Consider the following 21,411-nt stretch of genomic DNA (forward strand, 5'->3'; position numbering starts at 1 on the left):
ACCCTGTGACGTCAGCGCACCGCTGACAAATCAATTTCCGCTGATCGGTCCCGTAACATCGCGCTGTCCCAGCCGCGCCAGCGCCGTACGCAGGCGGCGCGCCTCCTCCACCGTCATGTCCGCCACCAATGCGCGATCGTACCGCTCAGCCACCTGCCGCAGATCGGCAAATGCCGCCTGCCCAGCCGCTGTCAGCGAAAGATGTTCCAACCGCCGGTCCGCAGCATCTCGGGACCGGACCAGGAACCGCCGCGCCTCGAGCTTGGCAACGGCGCGGCTGATCTTGGTTTTGTGCAATTGCGCCCGCTCCGCGATCTCGCGAGCCGTCATCCGGTGATACATGCCAAGATGGAACAACACGCGCCATTCATTCCGCAACATCCCGTAGCGGTCCTTGTATATCTGCTGAAACGCAAGGCTCGACGCCTCTGCCGCCTGATTCAACAGATACGGCAGAAAGTCTTCGAGATCGAAATCAGACACAGCCACTCCGCTTGTTAGTTACAAATACAACTATTAGTCTGAAGAGATGCACGCAATGGGGAGAGACCGATGAACCGCCAATCCGCGCCAAACGCTCTGGTCCAGGCCCCGACCGGTGCCGGGATCACCGCAGGGTACATGCCCGGGTTCGGCAACGATTTCGAGACCGAAGCATTGCCTGGCGCCTTGCCCGAGGGCATGAATTCACCGCAAAAGTGCAACTATGGCCTTTATGGTGAACAGCTGAGCGGGACGGCATTCACGGATGTCCGCCCAGAACGCACATGGTGTTACCGCATCCGCCCCTCGGTCAAACACGCACACCGATATGCACGGATCGACCTGCCCTATTGGAAAAGCGCGCCGCACGTCATCGAAGACGTCACCAGCCTTGGGCAGTACCGATGGGATCCCGTACCGCACGGGGAGGGTGATCTGACTTGGCTCACCGGTATGCGCACCATGACCACTGCGGGCGACGTCAACACCCAGGTCGGGATGGCCAGCCATATCTACCTGGTGACGCAGTCGATGCAGGACGCGTATTTCTACTCCGCCGACAGCGAATTGCTGGTTGTACCCCAGGACGGTCGGCTGCGGTTTTGCACGGAACTGGGGATCATTGACCTGGAGCCCAAGGAAATTGCGATCCTGCCGCGTGGTCTGCTCTACCGGGTCGAAGTGCTGGATGGTCCGGCCCGCGGGTTCGTATGCGAGAATTACGGGGCCAAATTCGAATTGCCGAGCCGCGGCCCCATCGGCGCGAACTGCATGGCCAACCCGCGCGACTTCAAAACCCCCGTTGCCGCATTTGAAGATCGCGATGCCACCTCAACGGTGACCATAAAGTGGTGCGGCCAGTTCCATGAAACACGCATTGGGCACTCGCCCCTCGACGTGGTGGCGTGGCACGGCAACTACGCCCCCTGCAAATACGATCTGCGCACCTATTGTCCCGTGGGCGCGGTCCTCTTTGATCACCCGGATCCCTCGATCTTTACCGTGCTGACGGCCCCGTCGGGTCAGCCGGGTGTGGCCAATATCGATTTTGTCCTGTTCCGCGAACGCTGGATGGTGGCCGAAGACACCTTTCGCCCGCCGTGGTATCACAAGAACATCATGTCCGAGCTGATGGGCAACATCTATGGCCAGTATGACGCAAAGCCCAAAGGCTTCGTGCCCGGCGGCATGTCGCTGCACAACATGATGCTGCCCCACGGGCCGGACAAGACCGCGTTTGAGCTGGCCAGCAACGCGGACCTTGACGCGGTCAAACTCGACAACACCATGTCCTTCATGTTCGAAACACGCTTTCCACAGCACCTCACCCGATTTGCCGCCGAAGACGCCCCCCTGCAGGACGACTATGTCGCATGCTGGTCCGACATCGAAAAGAAATTCGATGGCACCCCGGGCAAGAAGTGATGGGAAACACAGCCTGGATCATGCTCTACGGTCTCATCGCGGTTGTGGTCGGCCTTGCCCTGCGTGCAGCGTGGCGGATTTTTGTCGCAGGTCGTCCTGACCTTTATGGCGACCGCCCACCACAAGGTGGCCATGACGGGTCTGAAACATGACCGAATTCGTTGCCTCACTCTCCTGGTTCGGATGGGCCCTGATCCTCCTTGCGCTGTGCACCCTTTGGCAATTGCCGACCATACTCTGCACCTTGTTTCGCAGCGACATTCCGGGCGAAGAACCGCAACCCGGTGCCGACCCACCCCACCTGAACCCAGCCGCACAATTCGGACGGCCGGACGACACGGGCGTGGATCGATGACGGCCCGCCCTGCCAAGGATGAACGCATGTGCTGTGCCGTCTTTGATCCAAAACGTACCCTGATCCAGACCGTGCATCGCAGACGCCCGGCGATCCCCACTACACAATCTGAAACCGCACTGGATGCGCCATGCCCCGCCTGACCTCTTGGGTAAAAAGCGCCAACAGCGCGACCACCGACTTTCCCCTCAACAACCTGCCATATGGCGTCTTTTCCGTTGCGGATGATGATCCCCGCTGCGGTGTGGCCATTGGCGACATGATCCTGGACATGCACGCCGCTGAAAAAGCCGGTCTGATCACTCTCATGGACGAACGCCTGTTCGAGGACCCCTTCTGGAACCCTCTCATGGAACAGGGCCCCGCGGTCTGGACTGCGCTGCGCAATCGCCTCAACACGCTGCTGGCAGAAGGCGCGCGGGAGGCGGCAAAACTGGCCCCGTTGCTGGTGCCCATGGCCGACGCCACGCTGCACATGCCCCTGGTTGTTTCGGAATTCACGGATTTCTATGCGGGCCGCCACCACGCCACAAATGTCGGGACCATGTTCCGCGGTGCGGAACACGCCCTGCCGCCAAACTGGCTGCATATGCCCATCGGGTACAATGGACGCGCGTCGTCCGTGGTCGTTTCCGGCACGGGTATCCGCCGCCCGTGGGGACAGCTGAAATCACCCGATCACGACATGCCCGCTTTCCTTCCGTCCCGCCGCTTCGATCTGGAACTGGAATTGGGCGCAATTGTCGGAATGGCGTCGGATGGACCCCTGACGGTGGACGCCGCAGACGCCGCAATCTTTGGCTACGTGCTGCTCAACGACTGGTCTGCCCGTGATATCCAGGCGTGGGAATACCAACCCCTCGGCCCGTTCCAGGCCAAGGCCACGGCCACAACGATCAGCCCCTGGATCGTCGCCAAGGCCGCGCTGGAGCCGTTCCGGACAGATCCGCCCGCGCGCGAAATCCCCCTGCTCGACCACCTCAGGGACACCGGCCCGATGCACTATGATATCGATCTGACCGTGACCCTCGCCCCCGCTGGAAAACGCGCAACGACCATCACCCGCACCAACGCCCGCGCGCTCTACTATTCCGCCGCACAGCAACTGGCCCACCACGCCACATCCGGTTGCCCGATGAACACCGGGGATCTACTGGGCTCCGGCACCATCTCGGGCCCGACCAGGCCGGAACGCGGGTCGCTTCTGGAACTCAGCTGGGGCGGCAAGGAGCCGTTGACGCTCGACACCGGCGACACCCGTACATTTATCGAAGACGGCGACACACTCACGCTCACCGGCCACGCACAAGGCCCAGACCACAGGATCGGTTTCGGCGCCTGCACTGGCACCCTCCTGCCTGCCCGGGACAACCCATTTACGCGCTGATTTCTTCTGGCGAAAAATACCACGGGGTCTGGGGCAGCGCCCCAGTCCGCACGACAGCAAAAGGACGAACCCGATGACACCTCTTTCGCACCTCATCCATGTCAGGTCCGATCGAAACGACAAGGGCGCGCACCCCCCGCTCCAACACCACTGGCGCGCCACAAATCAGGCACAGAGATCATGACAAACACCTCCCAAATGCTCATCCGGATGGCGCAGAACAATGCGTGGGCCAACGCACGGCTGGCACGCGCCGTCGCCGAAATGGACGACATCGCATTCGCCGCCCCCCGGCCCGGCTTCTTCGGCTCGCTCAAGGCCACGCTGAACCACATCCATCAGGTGGACCTCTACTATCTTGACGCACTGGAACAGGGTGGCGCGGGGCGCACCGTCTTCGCGGAACCCGAACACGCATCCGCCGCGCGCCTCGCCCATGCGCAATCTCAAACCGACGACCGGCTCATCCGGTTCTGCACTGCGGTCACGACCGATATGCTCGCCGCATCACGACAGACCGAACGCCGCGAAGGGATGGTGTCCGAAACCGTTGGTGCCCTGCTCCTGCACCTGTTCCAACATCAGGTGCATCATCGCGGGCAGGCCCACGTCATGATCCAGGATGCAGGCATCGCACCGCCGCAACTCGATGATTTCTTCCTCGAATATCAACGTGACCCCGATGCGGAGCTTTATTTCAAATGAACAAGTATGGCCCCACCCGCGCAGACCTCCGCTTTCGCCTCGCCATCTCGCTCGCGGGGCTCGCCCTGCTTGTGGCGGCCATCGCCTATCGCGGATGGCCGCAAGGTCCGGGTGGATGGGAGGCCGTTGGCATCGCGGGCCTGTTTTTCGGCGGAACGACGGTCTGGACCGGCGCGAAACTGCTCAGACGGGATTACCCTGACGACACCTGACCGCCACCAACCGGTTGCGCGCAGACCCAATGACAAAACGCGCGCCCCCTTCTTCTGGCCAAAAATACCAAATCCGACCGCAATCCAAACCGGCTCCCGAACAAAATACGCCGCCCGCACAAGGCACCAAAAGCATCCACCGGAGGGGGATGCAAACATCGTGTGCCGCGGCAGCGGCGCAATTCAGGGGGCCGCGGCCCACGCCTCGACCTCGACAACAAAGGCGGGCCGCGTAAATCCCGATACGATCATCAGGGTCGAACTGGGCAGGACCGTGCGTGCGCGCAGGAATGTGTCCCGCGCCGCCATATAACCGGCCATGTGCATCCGGTCCGTGACAAACGCGCTGAGATGAAACACATCACCTGCCCCCATGCCCGCCTCGGCAAGGATCGCTGCAATATTTGCAAAACACACCTCCGCCTGCGCCTGTGCCCCCTCGGGCACCATATCATCCGTCAGCCCCAATTGACCGGACGTCCGGACAAGCCGGTGCCCGGCGGGCACCTCCACCCCGTGCGCGTAACGGGCAAAAGGCGGGGCGATATGGTCGGGGTTCAGGGCTTTCATGAGGGCAGCCTTGCGCAACCCCACGAAATTTGGAAGGGTCTGCGCATATCTCTGGCACAGATTCACATCTCAAGGGCCGCACGACATCCCCATTTGCAAGGGAGAGACGCGCATGCGGATCCTATGTATACGGCACGAGGCCGACCCAACCGATGACCGGATCACCACGTGGTGCCGAACACATAACATCACCGCTGACATTCGCCGCCCGTTTCAGGGAGATCCTTTGGGCGGCGTGACGGATGACCTCGCAGGGGTCGTTGTCTATGGCGGAAACTACAATGCGGATGACGCAGGCACCCATCCGTTTCTCAACGACGAATACGCAATGATCGACGCAGCCATGCGCGCAGACGTCCCGCTTTTGGGTCTGTGTCAGGGGGCACAGATGATCGCGCACCATATGGGCGCCTTCGCGGGTGATCCCGGTCATGGCCAGCACGAGTTCGGCTATTACGAAGTGGCACCGACGGATGCAGGCCGCGCATGGTTGCCGACGCCGCTGCATTTCACCCAAGCCCATTTCCATACGTTCGACATCCCCAGCGGGGCCACGCATCTTGCCCGCTCCGACCTTTTCGAAAATCAGGCCTTTGCGGTGGGGGACACGGTCATGGCGCTGCAATTCCATCCCGAACAGACCAAAACCGGCTTTGGCCGCTGGATGGCGCGCGGTGATGAATGGGGCCGCTACGATGAGCCCGGCGTTCAGAGCAAGACAGAACAGTCCCGCCTCATGCACGCCCATGATGCGGCACAAGACACGTGGTTTACCGGGTTTCTCGACCGGTTTTTCGGAGCGCGGACATGATCCCGCTGTGGTCGGAATGCGCCCGCGACAGCTTTGCCACGCTGCCTGCGGACACCATCGCCATCCTGCCGCTCGGTGCGACGGAACAACACGGACCGCATTTGCCGTACGGCGTCGATACAACCCTGACCGAAGCGGTTCTGTCGCGGGTCGAAACGCACGCGCAGGCATTGCAACTCCCGACTCTCGCAATCACCAAGAGTGATGAACACAGCGCGGTTCCCGGAACTCTGACGCTAGGCGTGTCGACCCTGCTCGCCACACTTGACGACATAGCCGCATCCGTTGCGCGCACAGGTATCCGGCGCCTTGCGTTCTTCAATGGTCATGGCGGCAACAGCGCAGTGCTCGAGATTGCCGCGCGCACGGCCCGGCGCGGGCACGGGTTGATCACGGCACATGCCAGCTGGTTCGCCTTTGCTGATCTGTCCGGGTTTGACGCCACCCAGTTGCCTTACGACCTGCATGCAGGCGACGTAGAAACCAGCGCGATGCTTGCGACACGCCCCGACCTTGTCGCGATGGAAAAGGCGCAGGACTTCAAAACGGCCATGCACATGTGGGAGACCGCAGGCCACCGCACAGGCCTCACCGGACAGCCCGGCCGCCCGGGTTGGATCATGGAAGATTTGAACAGGGACGGCGCCGCCGGAAACGCCCGCGCGGCCACAGCGGACAAGGGCGAAACCCTTTTGCAAAGTGCGGCGGACGGGTTTGCCCGATGGCTCGAGGATTTCGCACGGTTCGACACGGCCGCCGCGCCATGACGGACGTTTTGATCCCCCTGAACCTGCTGCGCGCACCGGATACGTTTGGCGGTCGGACCGAAGGCACGATGCGGCGCGGGATGCCTGTCCTGCGCGACGGGCATCTGGTCGGCCTTACCGATCCGCAAGGCGGTGCCGCCCGTATCGTCCTGCCGCAACTGATCGAAGCACATTGCCATCTCGACAAATGCCACAGTGTTCACCGGATGGGCGCCGTGGGTGGCGACCTGCCGCAGGCCATCGCGACGCAGCGGGCGGACAAGGAACACTGGACCGAAGATGACCTGCACGCCCGTGCCAGCCGCGGGATGGCCGAGGCACGCCGCAATGGCTGCGGTTTGATCCGGACACATGTGGATTGGGGGGACAATTCGAGCCCGCCCCTCGCGTGGTCGGTCCTGGGCGCGTTGGGCGCAGACCATGGCCCCCTACAGCGTGCGGCTCTGACCGGGGTTCTGCAGTGGATCGACTCCGCCTTTGCCAAGGCGGTGGCGCGCGAGATTGCACGGGACAATGCGGTGCTCGGCGCGTTTGTCTATGATCAGCCGGGATTACAGGCGGGGCTTTCGATCATCTTCGACATGGCGGTTCGGCACGGGCTGCCGCTGGATTTCCACGTGGACGAAGGTTTGGGCGACCTGAACGGGCTGGAAGCGATTGCCGACACTGCCATCGCCACCGGCTACGAAGGCCCGATCCTGTGTGGGCACGCCGTCAGCCTGATCGACCGTCAGGGCGCAGACCTGGCCCGCATCATCGACAAGCTGTTGGCCGCGCGCATCCATATCTGTGCCCTGCCGACGACCAACCTCTATCTACAGGGGCGACGCGATGGCACGCCGGACCGGCGTGGCCTGACACGGCTGCGCGAACTGCACGACGCGGGTGTCCCGATTGTGGTCGGTTCCGACAACGTGACGGACGCTTTCTGCCCCACCGGTGCACATGATCCGATGTCCGCGCTCAACCTTGCGATCTATGCGGCCCATCTCGATCCGCCGCTGGCGCAATGGCTGCCCGCGATCACAACCCATGCCGCAACGGCTCTGGGCGCAGATCCTTTACATGTCGACGGCGCAGCCTGTGACGCACTGAATCTCTATGCGGCGGACAACATGTCGGACGTTCTGTCCGGCCGTGCCGCGCCACAGCCTGCAAGGGAGGCTTTTGGATGACATCCATATCCGGCAAGACACAGATCGACTGGGCCGCTTTTGCAGACGCTCTCGCCCCGGTGGAAACCATCCGCGAAACCGTGCTGATCAAAAAACGCAGTCGCGATTTCTTTTGGTATTCGCCCATCCTGAACGACAGCTTGCGCACGTGTTTCGGTGATCTGGTGGCCCGCCCGAAGACCACGGAGGAAATGGCGCACACCTTGGCGCTGGCCTACGCGCAGGATGCGCCAATCGTGCTGCGGGGCGGCGGAACCGGCAACTATGGTCAGGCGGTGCCGATGGATGGCGGGCTGATCATCGAGACGACGGCGATGAACCGCGTGCTTGAGGTCGGCGACGGGTTCGTCCGCGCAGAAGCGGGAGCGCTGATGGCCGACATCAACGCTGCGTTGGCCGACAGCGGGCAGGAAATGGCCATGTTCCCGTCGACCCAGGATATCGCGACCGTCGGTGGTTTCGTTGCGGGCGGCAGTGCGGGTATCGGGTCGATTGCCAATGGTGCGCTGCGGGACCCCGGCAACCTGATGGCACTGACCGCCATGTCGGTCGAGGCTGCACCACAAAGCCGCGTGTTCGAAGGCGAAGACACCCTGCATATCCACCACGCTTGGGGCCTGAACGGGGTGATCACCGATGTGACCCTGCGCACAGTGCCGCGCCGCGACTGGACGGGGTGCATGGCGACCTTTGACGATTATGAGACGGCTTATGCAGCTGGATACGCGGTGGCACAGGACGCGGCTATCGCCGCCAAACTGATCACGACGGTGGATGCCCGCATCTGCGCCTATTTCCCCAGGCTCGAAGGCCACATTCGCGCGGGCAAGCACCTGCTTGTGTCAATGATCCCGCAGGAGGACAGAAACGCGTTCACTGCGCTGATGCAGGAGATGTCGGGCCATGTGGACCTGATGCTGAGCGATGCAGAGCGGGAGGCGTTGAACCTGCCGCATGTTTTCGATTTCAGCTACAATCATACGACCTTGCAAGTGCTCAAGGCGGATCGCTCTGCCACGTATCAACAGGTCGGCTGCCCCACGCCGCCCGACCCGCAGGCCATTTCAGCACTGCGCCCAAAGCTGGGCGATGATGTCTGGATGCACCATGAATTCGCGCGCGTTGGTGGTGAGATCGTCACCTTTGACCTGCCCATCATCTGGTTTTCGACCGCTGACCGGCTGGCCGAAATCAACGCGACCTACGAGGCCAATGGGTTTCCCGTGTACGACGCGCACACCTGGAATGTCGAAGGCGGCGGGCTCAAGGCGGATTACACCCACCTGGCATGGAAAAAGCGCATGGACCCCAAGGGACTGCTGAACAGCGCAAAGTCGAGGTTCTGGAGCGATGTCGCGCATCTCAGTCCAGACGAAATCGAAACCTTGGAAGGATGAGCCCGCCAAACGGCGGTTTTGCACCACTGGACGACGGAGAATTGCAAATAAAGCCAACAAATATCGAGTATTTGTGTTTCCGCAACGCCCGAAGATGGGGTTGACGCCATGCGTGTGATCGTTTGAACTCACCGCGTCCCCCAAAAGGGGTGGCGATAAAAACGCAGATAAACTGCAACACCAAACGGCGATCCACTCAGAGCGCCACATATGGACGCGAGGGACACCTTGCGACGCCAACAGAGAGGAAGAACATGGATTTTGTAACCCGCACCGGTAAGCCGATGGCAAAGGTGATCGTGGACCAGGCCGCCAAGGTCGGTTCCGATGCCGTCAACCGCCGCGAATTCCTGGCCATGGCCAGCACATTCGGCGCGACGGCCGCCACTGCCTACGGCATGCTCGGCATGGCCGCCCCAGCCAACGCCGCGGCACACGCCAAACCCGGTGGCACCGTCCGCATCCAGCAGGAAGTCCGCGGTCTGAAGGACCCGCGCACCTATGACTGGAGCCAGATCGCAAACTTCTCGCGCGGTTGGCTGGAATATCTGGTCACCTACGAGAACGACGGCACATTCTCGCCTTCGCTGCTCGAAAGCTGGGAAATCAACGATGACGCGACACAGTACACACTGAACGTGCGCAAAGGCGTTAAATGGAACAATGGCGACGACTTCACCGCCGAAGACGTGGCGCGCAACATCGCGGGCTGGTGTGAGAAAGAAGTCGAAGGCAACTCGATGGCGGGCCGTTTTGCGACCCTGATCGACGCCGACAGCGGCAAGGCCATCGACGGCGCAATCGACGTCACCGACAGCCACACCGTTGTTCTGAACCTGCCGGCCTCGGACATCACGTTGATTGCGGGCATGGCGGATTACCCCGCGGCCATCACGCACCCCGACACGTCAGTGGACAGCATCGACAGCCCCGTGGGCACCGGACCATACCTGCCGGAATCGCTCGAAGTGGGCGTGAAGGCGGTTCTGGTCAAGAACGCCGACCACACATGGTGGAACGAAGGCAACGGCGCCAATCTCGACCGGATCGAATACATCGACTATGGCACCGACCCGTCGGCATTCGTCGCCGCCGCCGAAGCGGACGAGATCGACATGACCTACTCCATCGAGGGTGAGTTCATCGACATCTTTGACACGCTCGACGGCTGGGTGAACAACGAGATTGCCACAGCGGCAACCATCGTCATTCGCCCCAATCAGCTGGCCGAAGTGGATGGCGTCAAGCCTTACGAAGACGCACGCGTCCGCAAGGCGATTGGCATGGCTGTCGACAACAACATCCTTCTGGAACTGGGTTATGCCGGTCGCGGCATTCCTGCGGAAAACCACCATGTTGGCCCGATGCACCCGGAATATGCGGAGATGCCCGCGCGCACCGTTGATCCGGCAGCTGCCAAGGCGCTGATGGAAGAAGCAGGCATGGGTGATTTCGAGCACGAGCTGATCTCGATCGACGACGCGTGGCGCAAGGACACCACCGACGCCGTCGCAGCCCAGCTGCGTGACGCGGGGATCAACGTCAAGCGGACCATCCTGCCCGGCTCGACCTTCTGGAACGACTGGGCCAAGTACCCGTTCAGCTCGACCAACTGGAACCACCGCCCTCTGGGCGTCCAGATCTGGGCGCTCGCCTACCGCTCCGGTGAGGCATGGAACGAATTCGGCTATTCCAACGCCGATTTCGACGCCAACCTCGAAGAAGCGCTGGCCACAGCAGACGTCGAAAAACGCCGCGCGCTGATGGCCAAGGGTCAGGCGATGCTGCAGGAAGACGGCGTGACGATCCAGCCGTACTGGCGTTCGCTCTATAACCACACGCGCGAAGGTCTTGCCGGTGGTGCACACCACATCTCGTTCGAGATCCGCCCCGCGGAACTCGCCTGGACCTGATCCGGCGGTATGAGACGAGGGAGGGGTCGCCTGCACGGGCGGCCCCTTTTTCATGAGGAGGCCCCATGGAAACAGCATTGATTGCAGCACAAACGCTGGCGACCGGCCTGATTGCCGCGTGGCTGACCCTTGGTGTTCGGGACAATTTGCTGCACCCGTCGGTGAATGAGACATACACCGCCGAGGTGATGGAGATGTCACGGATGCAGGCAGACTATCCGGACGCCTTCGCACCCGTTGCGCATCGGGCCGTTACAAACCGCAGGCTGCAACTGCTGGCCTTTCGCACCGTTGTGGCGGTCGAACTGATCGCGACGCTGGTTCTGTGGGCCGGGGTGATGGCGTTGATCCTGACCCTGATGGGTGCCGTCGCCGCAGACACCGCGCGCATCCTCGCCATGAGCGGCGCAATGGCTTTCACCGCCGTGTGGGCCGGGTTCCTGATTGTCGGCAACCACTTTTGCTACTGGTTCTGCCACGAAGGCGCGCAAAACACGCATTACCAGATGACACTTTGGGGCGTCGGCACGATGGTCCTGCTCGGCCTGGGCTAGACCTGCGCGATCTTGGCCGGCGGGCAATGCACAAGACGCGCCATATCCGGTGCCCGCAAGGCAGGTCCCATAGCAGCATGCAATGCCGTCACCAGCGCGGGCCCCTCCAATTCGGTGCGGGTCGTTTTGGCAAACCACGCCTCTTCCCGCACAAGATCGTCGATCAGCGGGTCAATCACGGCGCCACCCCCGCCGGGGTATCGGTAAAACCCCCATCCCGCCCGCTTGCCCAAACGCCCTTCGGTCAACATCCGGGCGAGGATCGGAGACGCATCCGCGTCTGCCCGCGCCGCCATAACGCGATCCAGACCGACAAGGTCCTGTGCCTCGCAAGGACCCAGTGCGTAGCCCCAGTCCGTCAGCGCTTCGTCCAGTTCCCACGGGGCGCAATGACGCCAGATCAGCGCGTCACATGCGATCCAGAACGCCGTTTGCGCCGGGTGAATGCCGCTCATTCGGTGCCAATGCTGGCCAAAAAGCGGTGCTTAGCGATGACTGCCAGCAGGTCGTTCACCGAGCTCTGAACCGGGCGCGATGTGGTAACGACCTGCGCCAGCGCACGTTCGTACTCCGGCCCGCGTGTTACCAGCAGCGTCTTGAGTTGATCCATCGCTTCGGGGTTGCCCTCCATCGGTCGCAGGTCACCCTGCGCGCGGACACGGGCCATATGTTCCGCCGGGCTGGTGCGCACCCACACCGTATGAAACCGCTCAAGCACCTGATCATAGCTGGTCGGGTCACCGACAATGCCCCCGGACACGGCCAGGATCAGCTTGTCATGTTCCGAAATCACGTCGTTGAGGCATTGCGCCTCCATCGTGCGATATCCGTCCTGCCCATAGAGTGCGATCACCTCGCCCGTTGGCATCCCAGCGCGTGCTTCGATCAAGTCATTCAACTCGATGAACGGGATCTTGAGCTTGTCCGCGGCCAGCGCCCCAAGGGTTGATTTACCCGCTCCGCGCAGCCCCACAAGGCAGATACGCTGCGCCCGCAAAGCGGACGGGTTTTCCGGCGCAAGCAGGGCGCGCACACGGCCCTGAACATGGGTCGCGGCGGATTGGTAAAGCTGCGCAACCCGGGCCACATCCGGGTCCATCGGCGCATCCGCCCGCACAAGGTCCTCGATCGGCACATCAAGCGCCGCGGCGACACGGCTGAGCAACAGAACGGATATGTTGCCTTCGCCCGCTTCAAGCTGCGCGAGGTAGCGCGGGGACACGCCCGAACGTTCCGACAGGGCACGGCGCGGCAGGCCAAGTGCATTGCGCGCCGCTCTGACACGCACCGCGAGCCGCCCGATCACATCGTCATTCATCTCACTGTTTGTACTGTCTCTGCTCATCTGCGCACTGCTGTTTTCCAAGCCGCGACGTAATTCAAAATCGAACGGGTTCAAGGAATTAGCCAGGTTCAGGGTGCGACCGGATGCCTCTGCCACATGCGGCAAAAGACGGCGCTGAAACGCCGCCTGCACCGCGTGCCGCAGCACCCCCGCGTGTGGTCAGGCTGCGGCGTTTGCGGTGACCTGGCCGACAATGCCCTGCACCCATGGCAGGGCGATATCTTCGGGCATCTCAAGGCCCGACGCATCATGCAGGCCCCGTTCTCCGACCTGCTGCGCACCACAGGCCACCAGCATTTCAGCCAGTTTCTTGGAACCATGGTTGAACGTTTCTGCAAACACCTGATCGCCAAGCCCGAAGATCGCGAACCGCAGGCCATTCAGGTCAGGCTTGGCCTCCAAGGCCGCTTCAAAGGGCAGCGCGGTCGAAGGCAGATCGCCGTTCCCGTAGGTGGACGTGACAAAGAGATAAAACCAGTCCTTGTCCAGCGCAGCGGGGTCCACATCGGCAAGGCTCTGGATATCACATGTGAACCCGTCGCCCAGTTCCGTCTCGATATCCTCGCAAAGCATTTCGGAGTTGCCCGTTTCGGAGCCGTAGTAAATGCCAATATTCATCACATTCTCCTCAATGCACTCTGTGCGCCTGATACCGTTGTCGCATCGCATCCTGCTCGGCCCGTGTGAGCATCATGTAGAGCGACAAGCACATTCCGCGACATTCATCGCACTCCAATGGGCAAAACGCCCTGTCCGCGCGCGGTTTGGCCCGTGTGAAACGGTTGATCTCCATCGCCCGCCCCGCCTCATGCCATGTGCAATTTGACGTATTCGAAATCGCCCGGCTTGTTGTCGATGCCCACACGCGGTGGCGCGATCCAGCTGGCATACGTGCCGGGCTCGTAACACGGTTTCATCAGCGATTGGATAAACGCGCCGTCCTCCCTGGTGGGCAGCCATTCGTCTGCCCGGGCGTCCCAATCGGATTGCGGGATGAAATCGCCCTCGGGTGTGATGGGGTGATTGGCGAACACGCCGATCTTGCGGTGGAACCCTTCATGCGGCAGCTTCAGCTCGAACGCGATCCCGGTGCGGGCAATCTGTTTGTTCCAGCGACGTAAACCGCCGCTTGCATCCCGCACATAATCGTCGCGCAGCCGCATGTTGATCGCGGTCAACGCCGGCACATCCTGCGTCACGATCTTGCCGTCCACGATGCTCGCCACGGCATATGTGTCGTTTGTGAGCTTGTGATCATCATCGATCCTTTGCTCCATGTAGCGACCCTTGATGCCCGCATTGAAAGCGTTCGCGGCATTCGTACTCACTTCTTGTCCGAAAAGGTCCAGTGACAGGGTATAGTGCAGGTTCAGCTTTTTCTGAATGGTGGGCAGGTCGATCACCCCGAGATTGCGGATCTTGTTGATATCATAGGGGTCATCAATCCCATGCTCCTGCATCGCGGCCAGCGTTGCCTGAATGGTCCGCGTCACGCCCGTCTCCCCCACAAACATGTGGTGCGCTTCTTCGGTCAGCATGAAACGGCAGGTGCGCGACAGCGGGTCGAAACCGGATTGCGCAAGGCTTTCCAACTGCATCTTGCCGTCGCGATCCGTGAAATAGGTGAACATGAAGAACGACAACCAATCCGGCGTTTCTTCATTGAACGCACCCAGCATGCGCGGCGCATCCTCATTGCCCGACGAACGGACCAGCATATCATCCGCTTCCTCACGCCCGTCCTTGCCGAAGTATTTCTGCAGCAGATACACCATCGCCCACAGGTGCCTGCCCTCTTCAACATTTACCTGGAACAGGTTGCGCATGTCGTAGAGGCTGGGAGCTGTAAGGCCAAGGAAGCGCTGCTGCTCGACCGACCCCGGCTCCGTGTCGCCCTGAATGACAATCAACCGCTTGAGCATGTTGCGGTACTCGCCCGGCACCTCTTGCCACGCAGGCTCGCCAAAATGCGCGCCCATCGGAATGCGCCGGTCCTCAACAGCAGGGGCCAGCAGCACCCCCCACCGGTATTCCGGCATTTTCACATAGTCGAATTTGGCCCAGCCCTTGGGGTCTACGCTGACGGCGGTGCGCAGATACACCATCGACTCCTGAAAGTTCTGCGGGATCAGATCGTTCCACCAATTGATGTAACCGGGGTGCCATTTCTCCAGCGCCTTCAGCACCTTGCGATCCTGACTCAGCCCCACATTGTTGGGGATTTGGGTGTCATAGCTGACGTTCATAACAGTCATGTCGTCCTCTCCTCCTGTCGCCGGAATTTTGCAAAATTCCGCTCCGTTTTCCGCTTCGGAAAACGGACTGATCCTTCAAGGATCAGACCCGCTCCATGTTGAAACTTCCACGCACGCCGGTCCCGTAACGCTGCAACGCACCGTTCTCTCCAACCGCGTTCGGCCGATTGAATATCCAGTTCTGCCAAGCGGTAAGGCGCCCGAAAATACGTGTTTCCATCGTTTCAGGCCCAGCAAAGCGCAAGTTTGCTTCCATCCCCGTCATCGCATCGGGACTGAACGACGCGCGTTCTTCGAGGAAAATGCGAATTTCATCCTCCCAATCGATGTCATCGAGGATCATCGTCACGAGGCCCAAAGCATTGGCCTCTTCGGCCTCCAACGCCGTACCCTCATCATCCCGCAGTGTGTCGGCGCCGTCCGTCCCATAAAACCGCGTCTGCAATCTGGTCAGGCCATTGCCCATCGGATACGCCCCGAAATTGCCTGCACTCATCGTCACTGTGGCAATGGGCCGTGTGTCGCCCTCAAACGCGTCTTCCATCATGTAGGTCCGATCCACCGCCCACAGCAGCTCTGCGAGCACACCGGCATAGCAGCTCCCGTGCTCCACAAAGGCCGTCAGCGAGCGGGACGTCACATCGATCCGCTTGAGCACGCGTTTCCAGTAGTGGCGAATTTCATTGCACAGCCAATGGTCCGGATGCGCCAGTATCGCCGCTTCATGCGCCAGCACGGCAACCGGATCCCCTTGGGTACGAAAGACCCAAAGCCCTGCTTCCCTCTCGTTGAGCCGCAGGTGCAGGATCGCGTCATCTAGCTCACGCGCGAGACGCAATAAATAGCCTTGATCCCCCGCGGCCACGATATCTTCGGGCGACGCAGGAGCCTCCGCATCGGGCCCCATGATGGTAATTTCCGCGCGGCGTGCGGCGCGATCAACCGTCACTTCAACCAGAGAATAGCGGACAGAGCCATCGTCACCGAAACGACGTTGCAACGGGCCAAGCGTGATGCCCTGCGCCACGTCTGCCTTCGCGCTTTGGTCCACAAAGGCCGCGGCGCGTTCCGCCACGACCGCATCGAATCGCGCGTTTGGCACGGCCTCATCGACGAGGTTCCATTCCACCGCACGCTTGCCTTTGATCCCCTCTTCGGTCGAGCAAAATACGTCAGCCAGATCGCGCCGGACCCGGCGCTTGTCGGTCACCCGTGTCAGGCCGCCTGTACCTGGCAGCACGGCCAGCAACGGCACCTCCGGCAGGGCCACAGACGACGACGAATCGTCCGTCAGCATGATGTGATTGCACGCCAGCGCCAGCTCGTACCCGCCACCGGCACAGGCCCCCTTGATGGCCGCCATGTATTTCTGACCACTGTCAGCCTCCGCCGCCTCGTAGGTATTGCGTGTTTCGTTGGTAAATTTGCAGAAGTTGACCTTGTGACTGTGCGCAGCTCCCGCAAGCATGCGGATATTGGCACCGGCGCAGAACACCCGATCCTTGCCCGACTGCATCACGACAACCTTGACCTCTGGATGCTCAAATCGCATCCGATGAACCACGTCCGCCAATTCGATGTCGACCCCGAGGTCATAGGAGTTCAGCTTGAGCTGATACCCGTCGAACAACCCGGCGTCCTCGTCCACATCCATCGTCAACGTGGCGACCGGACCGTCATACGCCACGCGCCAGTGGCGGTAGGCCGTCGGGTCAGTCTGAAAGTCGATACGGTCGGGCATTGGGTCGAATCCGGTCCAGATGTGGCATTATGTTACCAATACTCGCGGCGTTCCGGGCGGATGACTCGAAAATCAGCGCATTTTATGCATTTTAAAGCACTACTCAGAAACGGGTGATACCTCACCTTCCAGCCGCGCGAGCGTTGCGCAGAAGTCCGCAAGCGCGGCGGTCACAGTGCCTTCATGATCCTGATGCGGTGCGTGCCCGGCTTCTTGCAGCCACAGTATTTCGAGCGGCGCATAGATACGGTCTGCGATCTCATCAATCTGTGCACGCGTACCGTAAGGGTCGGCATCGCCTTGGATGGCGAGGACCGGTACGCGCCAGTGATCAATCGCGTCCGCAACGTTCCAATCCGCAAATCCAGGGTCCGTCCATGCGCCGTACCATCCATGGAATGCTGCATCCGGATCATCGTGATGCCGGGCAAGACGCGCCCGAAGATCGCCGTCGGCATAAGCATTCCCGGCCTCTGCAATGGCAGCCAAGCCAGCGGCTTCAGTAAAGAAATGCGGCGCAATCAGGATCAGGCCCCGCACCCGCATGTCCGACACGGACCCGGCATAGATGGCGGAAATTGTCGCGCCGTCCGAGTGCCCAAGAAGCACCGCAGACCGCACACCAGCGGCGTCCATGACGGACCCAAGGACATCTTCGGCCTCGCGGGTCATGTAATCCAGCGGGCGCGGCAATGGCACGGAGGAAGACCGACCGTACCCCGCACGGGAATAGACCAGCACGCCGAGCCCCGTCGCCTCAGACACCTTTTGCGGCCAATCCCGCCAAAGACCAACGCTGCCCAGTCCTTCGTGCAGCATCACGATTGTGGCGGACTGCTCGGGTGGCGGTCCAAAGCAAGCATACTCCAACGTATGTCCGGCAATCTCAAACGTTCCCGATCCCCATACCATCACGCACCCTCCCGCAGTTTGAACCGCTGGATTTTGCCAGTTGCGGTCTTGGGCAGGCCATCGACAATGTCGATCCAGCGCGGGTATTTCCACTTGCCCACACGCTCTTGCACATGCGCCTTGATCAGGTCGTCGAACCCGTCCGGCTGCGCGCCCTGCAACACGACAAACGCCTTGGGTTTGTCGAGCCCGTCATCGTCCCGCGCGGCGACCACGGCGCATTCCAGAACGGCCGGGTGGCTGGTGATGGCCTGTTCCACCTCGAACGGGCTGACCCAGATACCGGACACTTTGAACATGTCATCCGTCCGCCCGCAGTAGACAAACCGCCCGTCGGCGCGCTGTTCATATTTGTCGCCCGTGCGGGTCCACACCCCTTCGAACGTGGCCCGGCTCTTGTCCCGCTTGTTCCAATAGCACGCCGCCGCCGAAGCGCCGTTGACGACCAGCTCGCCGATCTCGCCAACCGCAACGGGCACGCCCGCATCGTCGACCAGACGCATGTCATAGCCCGGCACAGGCGTTCCGGACGTGCCGTACACCACATCACCCGGCGCATTGCTCAGAAAGATGTGCAGCATCTCGGTCGAGCCTACACCGTCGAGGATATCGACCCCGAGATGCCCCCGCCAACGCAGGCCCACATCCTCCGGCAACGCCTCACCAGCGGAAATGCACAGGCGCAACGGAACGTCCGGCGCGCCATGCGCATCCATATGCGCAACCATTGCCGCATAGAGCGTCGGCACCCCGCAGAAGATCGTTGGACGTTCGGTGGACAGGGTGTCGATCATGACCTCTGGCGTGGGCCGCCCCGCAAAGATCACGGTGGTCGCGCCCACAGACATCGGGAATGTCATCGCGTTGCCCAGCCCGTAGGCAAAGAAGAACTTGGCGGCGGAAAAGATCACATCGTCCGCGGTGATGCCCAGGACGGACGCGCCATAGGTGTCCGCCGTGGCCCGCAGCGCGCCGTGCACATGCACCACGCCCTTGGGCGCACCGGTCGAACCGGAAGAATAAAGCCAGAAGGCCGGTTCATCATCACCGGCGGCAAATGGCGCGGCAATGGGCGTACCCTGCCCCATGAAGCCATCAAAGCCCCGCGCACCCTCTGGTGCCGTACCGATCACTACCACCTCTTGCAGAAAGGGCAGGTTGGGCAGGATCGGCGCGACCACGTCCCACAGCGCCTCCGACACCACCAGCATCCGCGCCCGGCTGTCCTGCAGGATCGCCTCGTAGACGGGAGTGGCCAGCAACGTATTGATTGGCACCGGGATGACCCCCGCCTTGAGCGCGCCCCAGAACAGGACCGGGAATTCGATCTGATCAAGGACCAACATCGCGACCCGCTCCTCCGGTCGCATCCCCAACGCGGCAAAGGCACCTGCGGCTCGGTCGCTTTGGGCGGACAACGCGCCGTAGCTGAGGCTGCGTCCAGTGCCTGCCTCCCGAAATGCTATGGTATCGCCGCGGCCCTCTGCGACGTGACGGTCGACAAAATAGCTGGCTGCATTGCTCATGCGCCCCCTCCCAAAGACTCATGACGATGTTTTATCGTGCGTCTCAGGCCGTTTTTGGACAATCATTGCCCACCAATAATGCACTTTAATGCACCTATAGCCCAAGTATCGTTGCCGCATCCTGATCATCGTAAAGCCGCTCCACCAGTGCAGCGCGGCGGTCGAGAATCCTCGCAAAGTTCAGATTGCCCTTGGCCGTTGTCTCGCCTGCACCGATATCCGGCGGCTCCGCCAGGACAAGCGCGCGGGTGACGCGGCGGGCCGATCCGTGCGTCGAATTCAGATGCGTGCGCAGCCGCTCACGGATCGCCTGCGCGGCATCACTGCGCAGCGCGCCCGCATCCCGGAAACCCTCCGCCGCATCCCGTCCGGGAAAGATCAGGGCACCAAGCCCATCCCGCCCGTGGCCGCAGATCACGACATCCTGCGCCAGCGGACCAAGGGCTGCCAGCAATGCAAGCCGCACATTTGCCGCTTGTACCCACGTTCCACTGGACAGCTTGAAGTCCTCCGACAGCCGCCCGTCAAACCGGAGCCCGGCCGTCATGTCCGCAGCATCGGCAAAGCGCATGGCGTCCCCGGTGACAAAGAACCCTTCGTCGTCAAACGCGGCAGCGGTTTTGACGGGATCACGATGGTAACGCTCAAAAATGCTGGGGCCGCGCACGCGCACGTCCATCCGTCCATCCCCGGTGTCGACCAGCTTCACCTCTACCCCCGGCAAGGGCACGCCAACAATACCTGCCCCCTTGGACGGTTGATGCTGCAACAGCGCCGCAGGCGCCGTTTCGGTCAGCCCCCAGGACGTGGTGATCAGCGGCATGCGTCCCGCTGTCTCCAGTGCCATGCGTTCCAGCGCGGCCCAAACATCCTGCGGCAGCGATGCCCCCGCATAGAAAATCATGTCGAGGTCCCGGAAATACGTTTCACGCAGGGCCGGGTCCGCATCCAGCGCCCTGACCAGTTGCGCAAAACCGACGGGCACGTTGAACGAAATCGTCCCCGACCGGGCGCCGAGGTTCTCCACCGTGCGCCCAAACCGCGCGGGCAACGGTTTGCCATCGTCGATATACAAAGTCCCGCCATGTGCGAGGACCAGGTTGAAGTTGTGCGACCCGCCGAACACGTGGTTCCATGGCAACCAGTCCACAAGCACCGGCGGGCGCGCGCCGAGGAATGGCAGGCACGTGGCCAACTGAGCTTGGTTCGTGGTCATCATGGCCTGGGTGGTCTCGACCGCCTTGGGGTCAGACGTCGACCCGGATGTCAGCAGCAGCTTGGCCACCGTATCCGGCCCGACGCGCGCATGTGCGTCGGCCACATCGCCATCCTGCTCCAGCGCGGTCAGCGGCGTGACACCCGGCGCGCCCGTCCCGGAACAAAGCGCCGGGCACCCCGCAATATCAAATGCGGGACCGTAGGCCACGGGATCATCAGCAAAGACAAGGCCGGGGCGCACAAGGTCCACGACATGGCGCAATCGGCCATGGGCGGCGGGGATCAGACTGTACTGCTCGGCCACGGGAACCGACACGATCCCCACATACTGCGCCGCAAGCGTCAGCAGCGCATGATCAATGGAATTGCCCGACAGGATCAGAACCGGGCCGGACGGCCCTGCGTCGCGCAAACCGGCAGCCAGACGCATCACCCGCGCCCGCGCTTCGCCATAGCTGAGCCTGCGCCAGCCGTTGCCGGAACGTTCGGCCAGAAATGTACGATCCGGCGCGACATCCGCCCAATGGTCGAGCCACGCGCCCGTCGACCGGGCGCACGGGCCCAGGGCGTGCGGCGCGCGCAGCAGGATCGTGCCATCGGCACGGTCTTCGCGCGCCACCGCGTGCGGCGGCAGGTTCAGATGCTCTGTCATGTCGTCCT

22 protein-coding genes are annotated in these 21,411 nt (G+C 62.0%); 12 read left to right on the plus strand and 10 right to left on the minus strand.

Annotation, left to right across the window (positions count from 1 at the left end; translation table 11 throughout):
- Positions 1-30: 30 nt before the first annotated feature.
- A complete protein-coding gene (locus ACERHN_RS06810; protein WP_415921891.1) occupies positions 31-489 on the minus strand; it encodes a MarR family winged helix-turn-helix transcriptional regulator in 459 nt (152 codons plus the stop codon).
- A gap of 63 nt (positions 490-552) precedes the next feature.
- Between ACERHN_RS06810 and hmgA the strand changes: the two genes are divergently transcribed.
- From hmgA to ACERHN_RS06840, 6 genes are all read left to right on the plus strand, one after another.
- The gene (hmgA, locus tag ACERHN_RS06815) at positions 553-1,908 is read left to right on the plus strand and encodes a homogentisate 1,2-dioxygenase (RefSeq protein WP_415921892.1); all 1,356 of its coding nucleotides are present in this window, start codon (positions 553-555) and stop codon (positions 1,906-1,908) included.
- Positions 1,908-2,060, plus strand: coding sequence for a hypothetical protein (locus tag ACERHN_RS06820; RefSeq protein WP_415921893.1), 153 nt, complete (start codon positions 1,908-1,910; stop codon positions 2,058-2,060). Before hmgA ends, ACERHN_RS06820 begins: the two co-directional genes overlap by 1 nt.
- Complete coding sequence (locus ACERHN_RS06825; protein ID WP_415921894.1) at positions 2,057-2,263, plus strand: hypothetical protein; 207 nt, start codon at positions 2,057-2,059, stop codon at positions 2,261-2,263. The genes ACERHN_RS06820 and ACERHN_RS06825 overlap by 4 nt, the downstream gene beginning before the upstream one ends.
- A gap of 130 nt (positions 2,264-2,393) precedes the next feature.
- Positions 2,394-3,650 (plus strand): fumarylacetoacetase, encoded by a 1,257-nt coding sequence (fahA, locus tag ACERHN_RS06830; protein WP_415921895.1) that lies wholly within the window; start codon positions 2,394-2,396, stop codon positions 3,648-3,650.
- 180 nt (positions 3,651-3,830) lie between these two features.
- Positions 3,831-4,355, plus strand: a complete 525-nt coding sequence (locus ACERHN_RS06835; RefSeq protein WP_415921896.1) for a DinB family protein — start codon at positions 3,831-3,833, stop codon at positions 4,353-4,355.
- Positions 4,352-4,567: a hypothetical protein gene (locus tag ACERHN_RS06840; RefSeq protein ID WP_415921897.1), complete on the plus strand. Its 216-nt coding sequence runs from the start codon at positions 4,352-4,354 to the stop codon at positions 4,565-4,567. The genes ACERHN_RS06835 and ACERHN_RS06840 overlap by 4 nt, the downstream gene beginning before the upstream one ends.
- Before the next feature lie 183 nt (positions 4,568-4,750).
- Here the strand turns inward: ACERHN_RS06840 and ACERHN_RS06845 are convergent, their stop codons facing one another.
- Positions 4,751-5,137 carry a RidA family protein gene (locus ACERHN_RS06845; protein WP_415921898.1) on the minus strand — a complete coding sequence of 129 codons (387 nt, stop codon included), beginning with the start codon at positions 5,135-5,137 and terminating at the stop codon, positions 4,751-4,753.
- Between the two features lie 112 nt (positions 5,138-5,249).
- On the opposite strand from ACERHN_RS06845, the gene ACERHN_RS06850 reads away from it, so the two are divergent.
- From ACERHN_RS06850 to ACERHN_RS06875, 6 genes are all read left to right on the plus strand, one after another.
- Positions 5,250-5,948 (plus strand): glutamine amidotransferase-related protein, encoded by a 699-nt coding sequence (locus ACERHN_RS06850; RefSeq protein WP_415921899.1) that lies wholly within the window; start codon positions 5,250-5,252, stop codon positions 5,946-5,948.
- Positions 5,945-6,715, plus strand: a complete 771-nt coding sequence (locus ACERHN_RS06855; protein ID WP_415921900.1) for a creatininase family protein — start codon at positions 5,945-5,947, stop codon at positions 6,713-6,715. Before ACERHN_RS06850 ends, ACERHN_RS06855 begins: the two co-directional genes overlap by 4 nt.
- Entirely contained in the window at positions 6,712-7,890 is a 1,179-nt protein-coding gene (locus ACERHN_RS06860) for an amidohydrolase family protein (RefSeq protein WP_415921901.1), read from the plus strand. The genes ACERHN_RS06855 and ACERHN_RS06860 overlap by 4 nt, the downstream gene beginning before the upstream one ends.
- Positions 7,887-9,287, plus strand: coding sequence for an FAD-binding oxidoreductase (locus ACERHN_RS06865; RefSeq protein WP_415921902.1), 1,401 nt, complete (start codon positions 7,887-7,889; stop codon positions 9,285-9,287). The genes ACERHN_RS06860 and ACERHN_RS06865 overlap by 4 nt, the downstream gene beginning before the upstream one ends.
- A gap of 254 nt (positions 9,288-9,541) precedes the next feature.
- Positions 9,542-11,200, plus strand: coding sequence for an ABC transporter substrate-binding protein (locus tag ACERHN_RS06870; RefSeq protein ID WP_415921903.1), 1,659 nt, complete (start codon positions 9,542-9,544; stop codon positions 11,198-11,200).
- 65 nt (positions 11,201-11,265) lie between these two features.
- Entirely contained in the window at positions 11,266-11,754 is a 489-nt protein-coding gene (locus ACERHN_RS06875) for a DUF2165 family protein (RefSeq protein ID WP_415921904.1), read from the plus strand.
- Here the strand turns inward: ACERHN_RS06875 and ACERHN_RS06880 are convergent.
- The 8 genes from ACERHN_RS06880 to ACERHN_RS06915 all read right to left on the minus strand — a co-directional run bounded on the left by ACERHN_RS06880 (position 11,751) and on the right by ACERHN_RS06915 (position 21,403).
- Positions 11,751-12,209 carry a 3-hydroxyacyl-CoA dehydrogenase family protein gene (locus ACERHN_RS06880; protein ID WP_415921905.1) on the minus strand — a complete coding sequence of 153 codons (459 nt, stop codon included), beginning with the start codon at positions 12,207-12,209 and terminating at the stop codon, positions 11,751-11,753. The two genes, ACERHN_RS06875 and ACERHN_RS06880, sit on opposite strands and share 4 nt — an antisense overlap.
- Complete coding sequence (locus tag ACERHN_RS06885) at positions 12,206-13,099, minus strand: helix-turn-helix transcriptional regulator (RefSeq protein WP_415921906.1); 894 nt, start codon at positions 13,097-13,099, stop codon at positions 12,206-12,208. Before ACERHN_RS06885 ends, ACERHN_RS06880 begins: the two co-directional genes overlap by 4 nt.
- A 159-nt stretch (positions 13,100-13,258) precedes the next feature.
- A complete protein-coding gene (locus ACERHN_RS06890) occupies positions 13,259-13,717 on the minus strand; it encodes a flavodoxin domain-containing protein (RefSeq protein ID WP_415921907.1) in 459 nt (152 codons plus the stop codon).
- Positions 13,718-13,905: 188 nt separating this feature from the next.
- Positions 13,906-15,354 carry a benzoyl-CoA 2,3-epoxidase subunit BoxB gene (boxB, locus tag ACERHN_RS06895; RefSeq protein ID WP_415921908.1) on the minus strand — a complete coding sequence of 483 codons (1,449 nt, stop codon included), beginning with the start codon at positions 15,352-15,354 and terminating at the stop codon, positions 13,906-13,908.
- Between the two features lie 82 nt (positions 15,355-15,436).
- Positions 15,437-17,095 (minus strand): 2,3-epoxybenzoyl-CoA dihydrolase, encoded by a 1,659-nt coding sequence (gene boxC / locus ACERHN_RS06900; RefSeq protein WP_415921909.1) that lies wholly within the window; start codon positions 17,093-17,095, stop codon positions 15,437-15,439.
- Between the two features lie 99 nt (positions 17,096-17,194).
- The gene (locus tag ACERHN_RS06905; protein WP_415921910.1) at positions 17,195-18,007 is read right to left on the minus strand and encodes an alpha/beta fold hydrolase; all 813 of its coding nucleotides are present in this window, start codon (positions 18,005-18,007) and stop codon (positions 17,195-17,197) included.
- Positions 18,007-19,533, minus strand: coding sequence for a benzoate-CoA ligase family protein (locus ACERHN_RS06910; RefSeq protein ID WP_415921911.1), 1,527 nt, complete (start codon positions 19,531-19,533; stop codon positions 18,007-18,009). Before ACERHN_RS06910 ends, ACERHN_RS06905 begins: the two co-directional genes overlap by 1 nt.
- A gap of 94 nt (positions 19,534-19,627) precedes the next feature.
- Positions 19,628-21,403, minus strand: a complete 1,776-nt coding sequence (locus ACERHN_RS06915; protein WP_415921912.1) for a feruloyl-CoA synthase — start codon at positions 21,401-21,403, stop codon at positions 19,628-19,630.
- Between the last annotated feature and the right edge of the window lie 8 nt (positions 21,404-21,411).

The sequence above is a fragment of the Tateyamaria rhodophyticola genome, from assembly GCF_047777875.1.
GTDB lineage: Bacteria > Pseudomonadota > Alphaproteobacteria > Rhodobacterales > Rhodobacteraceae > Tateyamaria.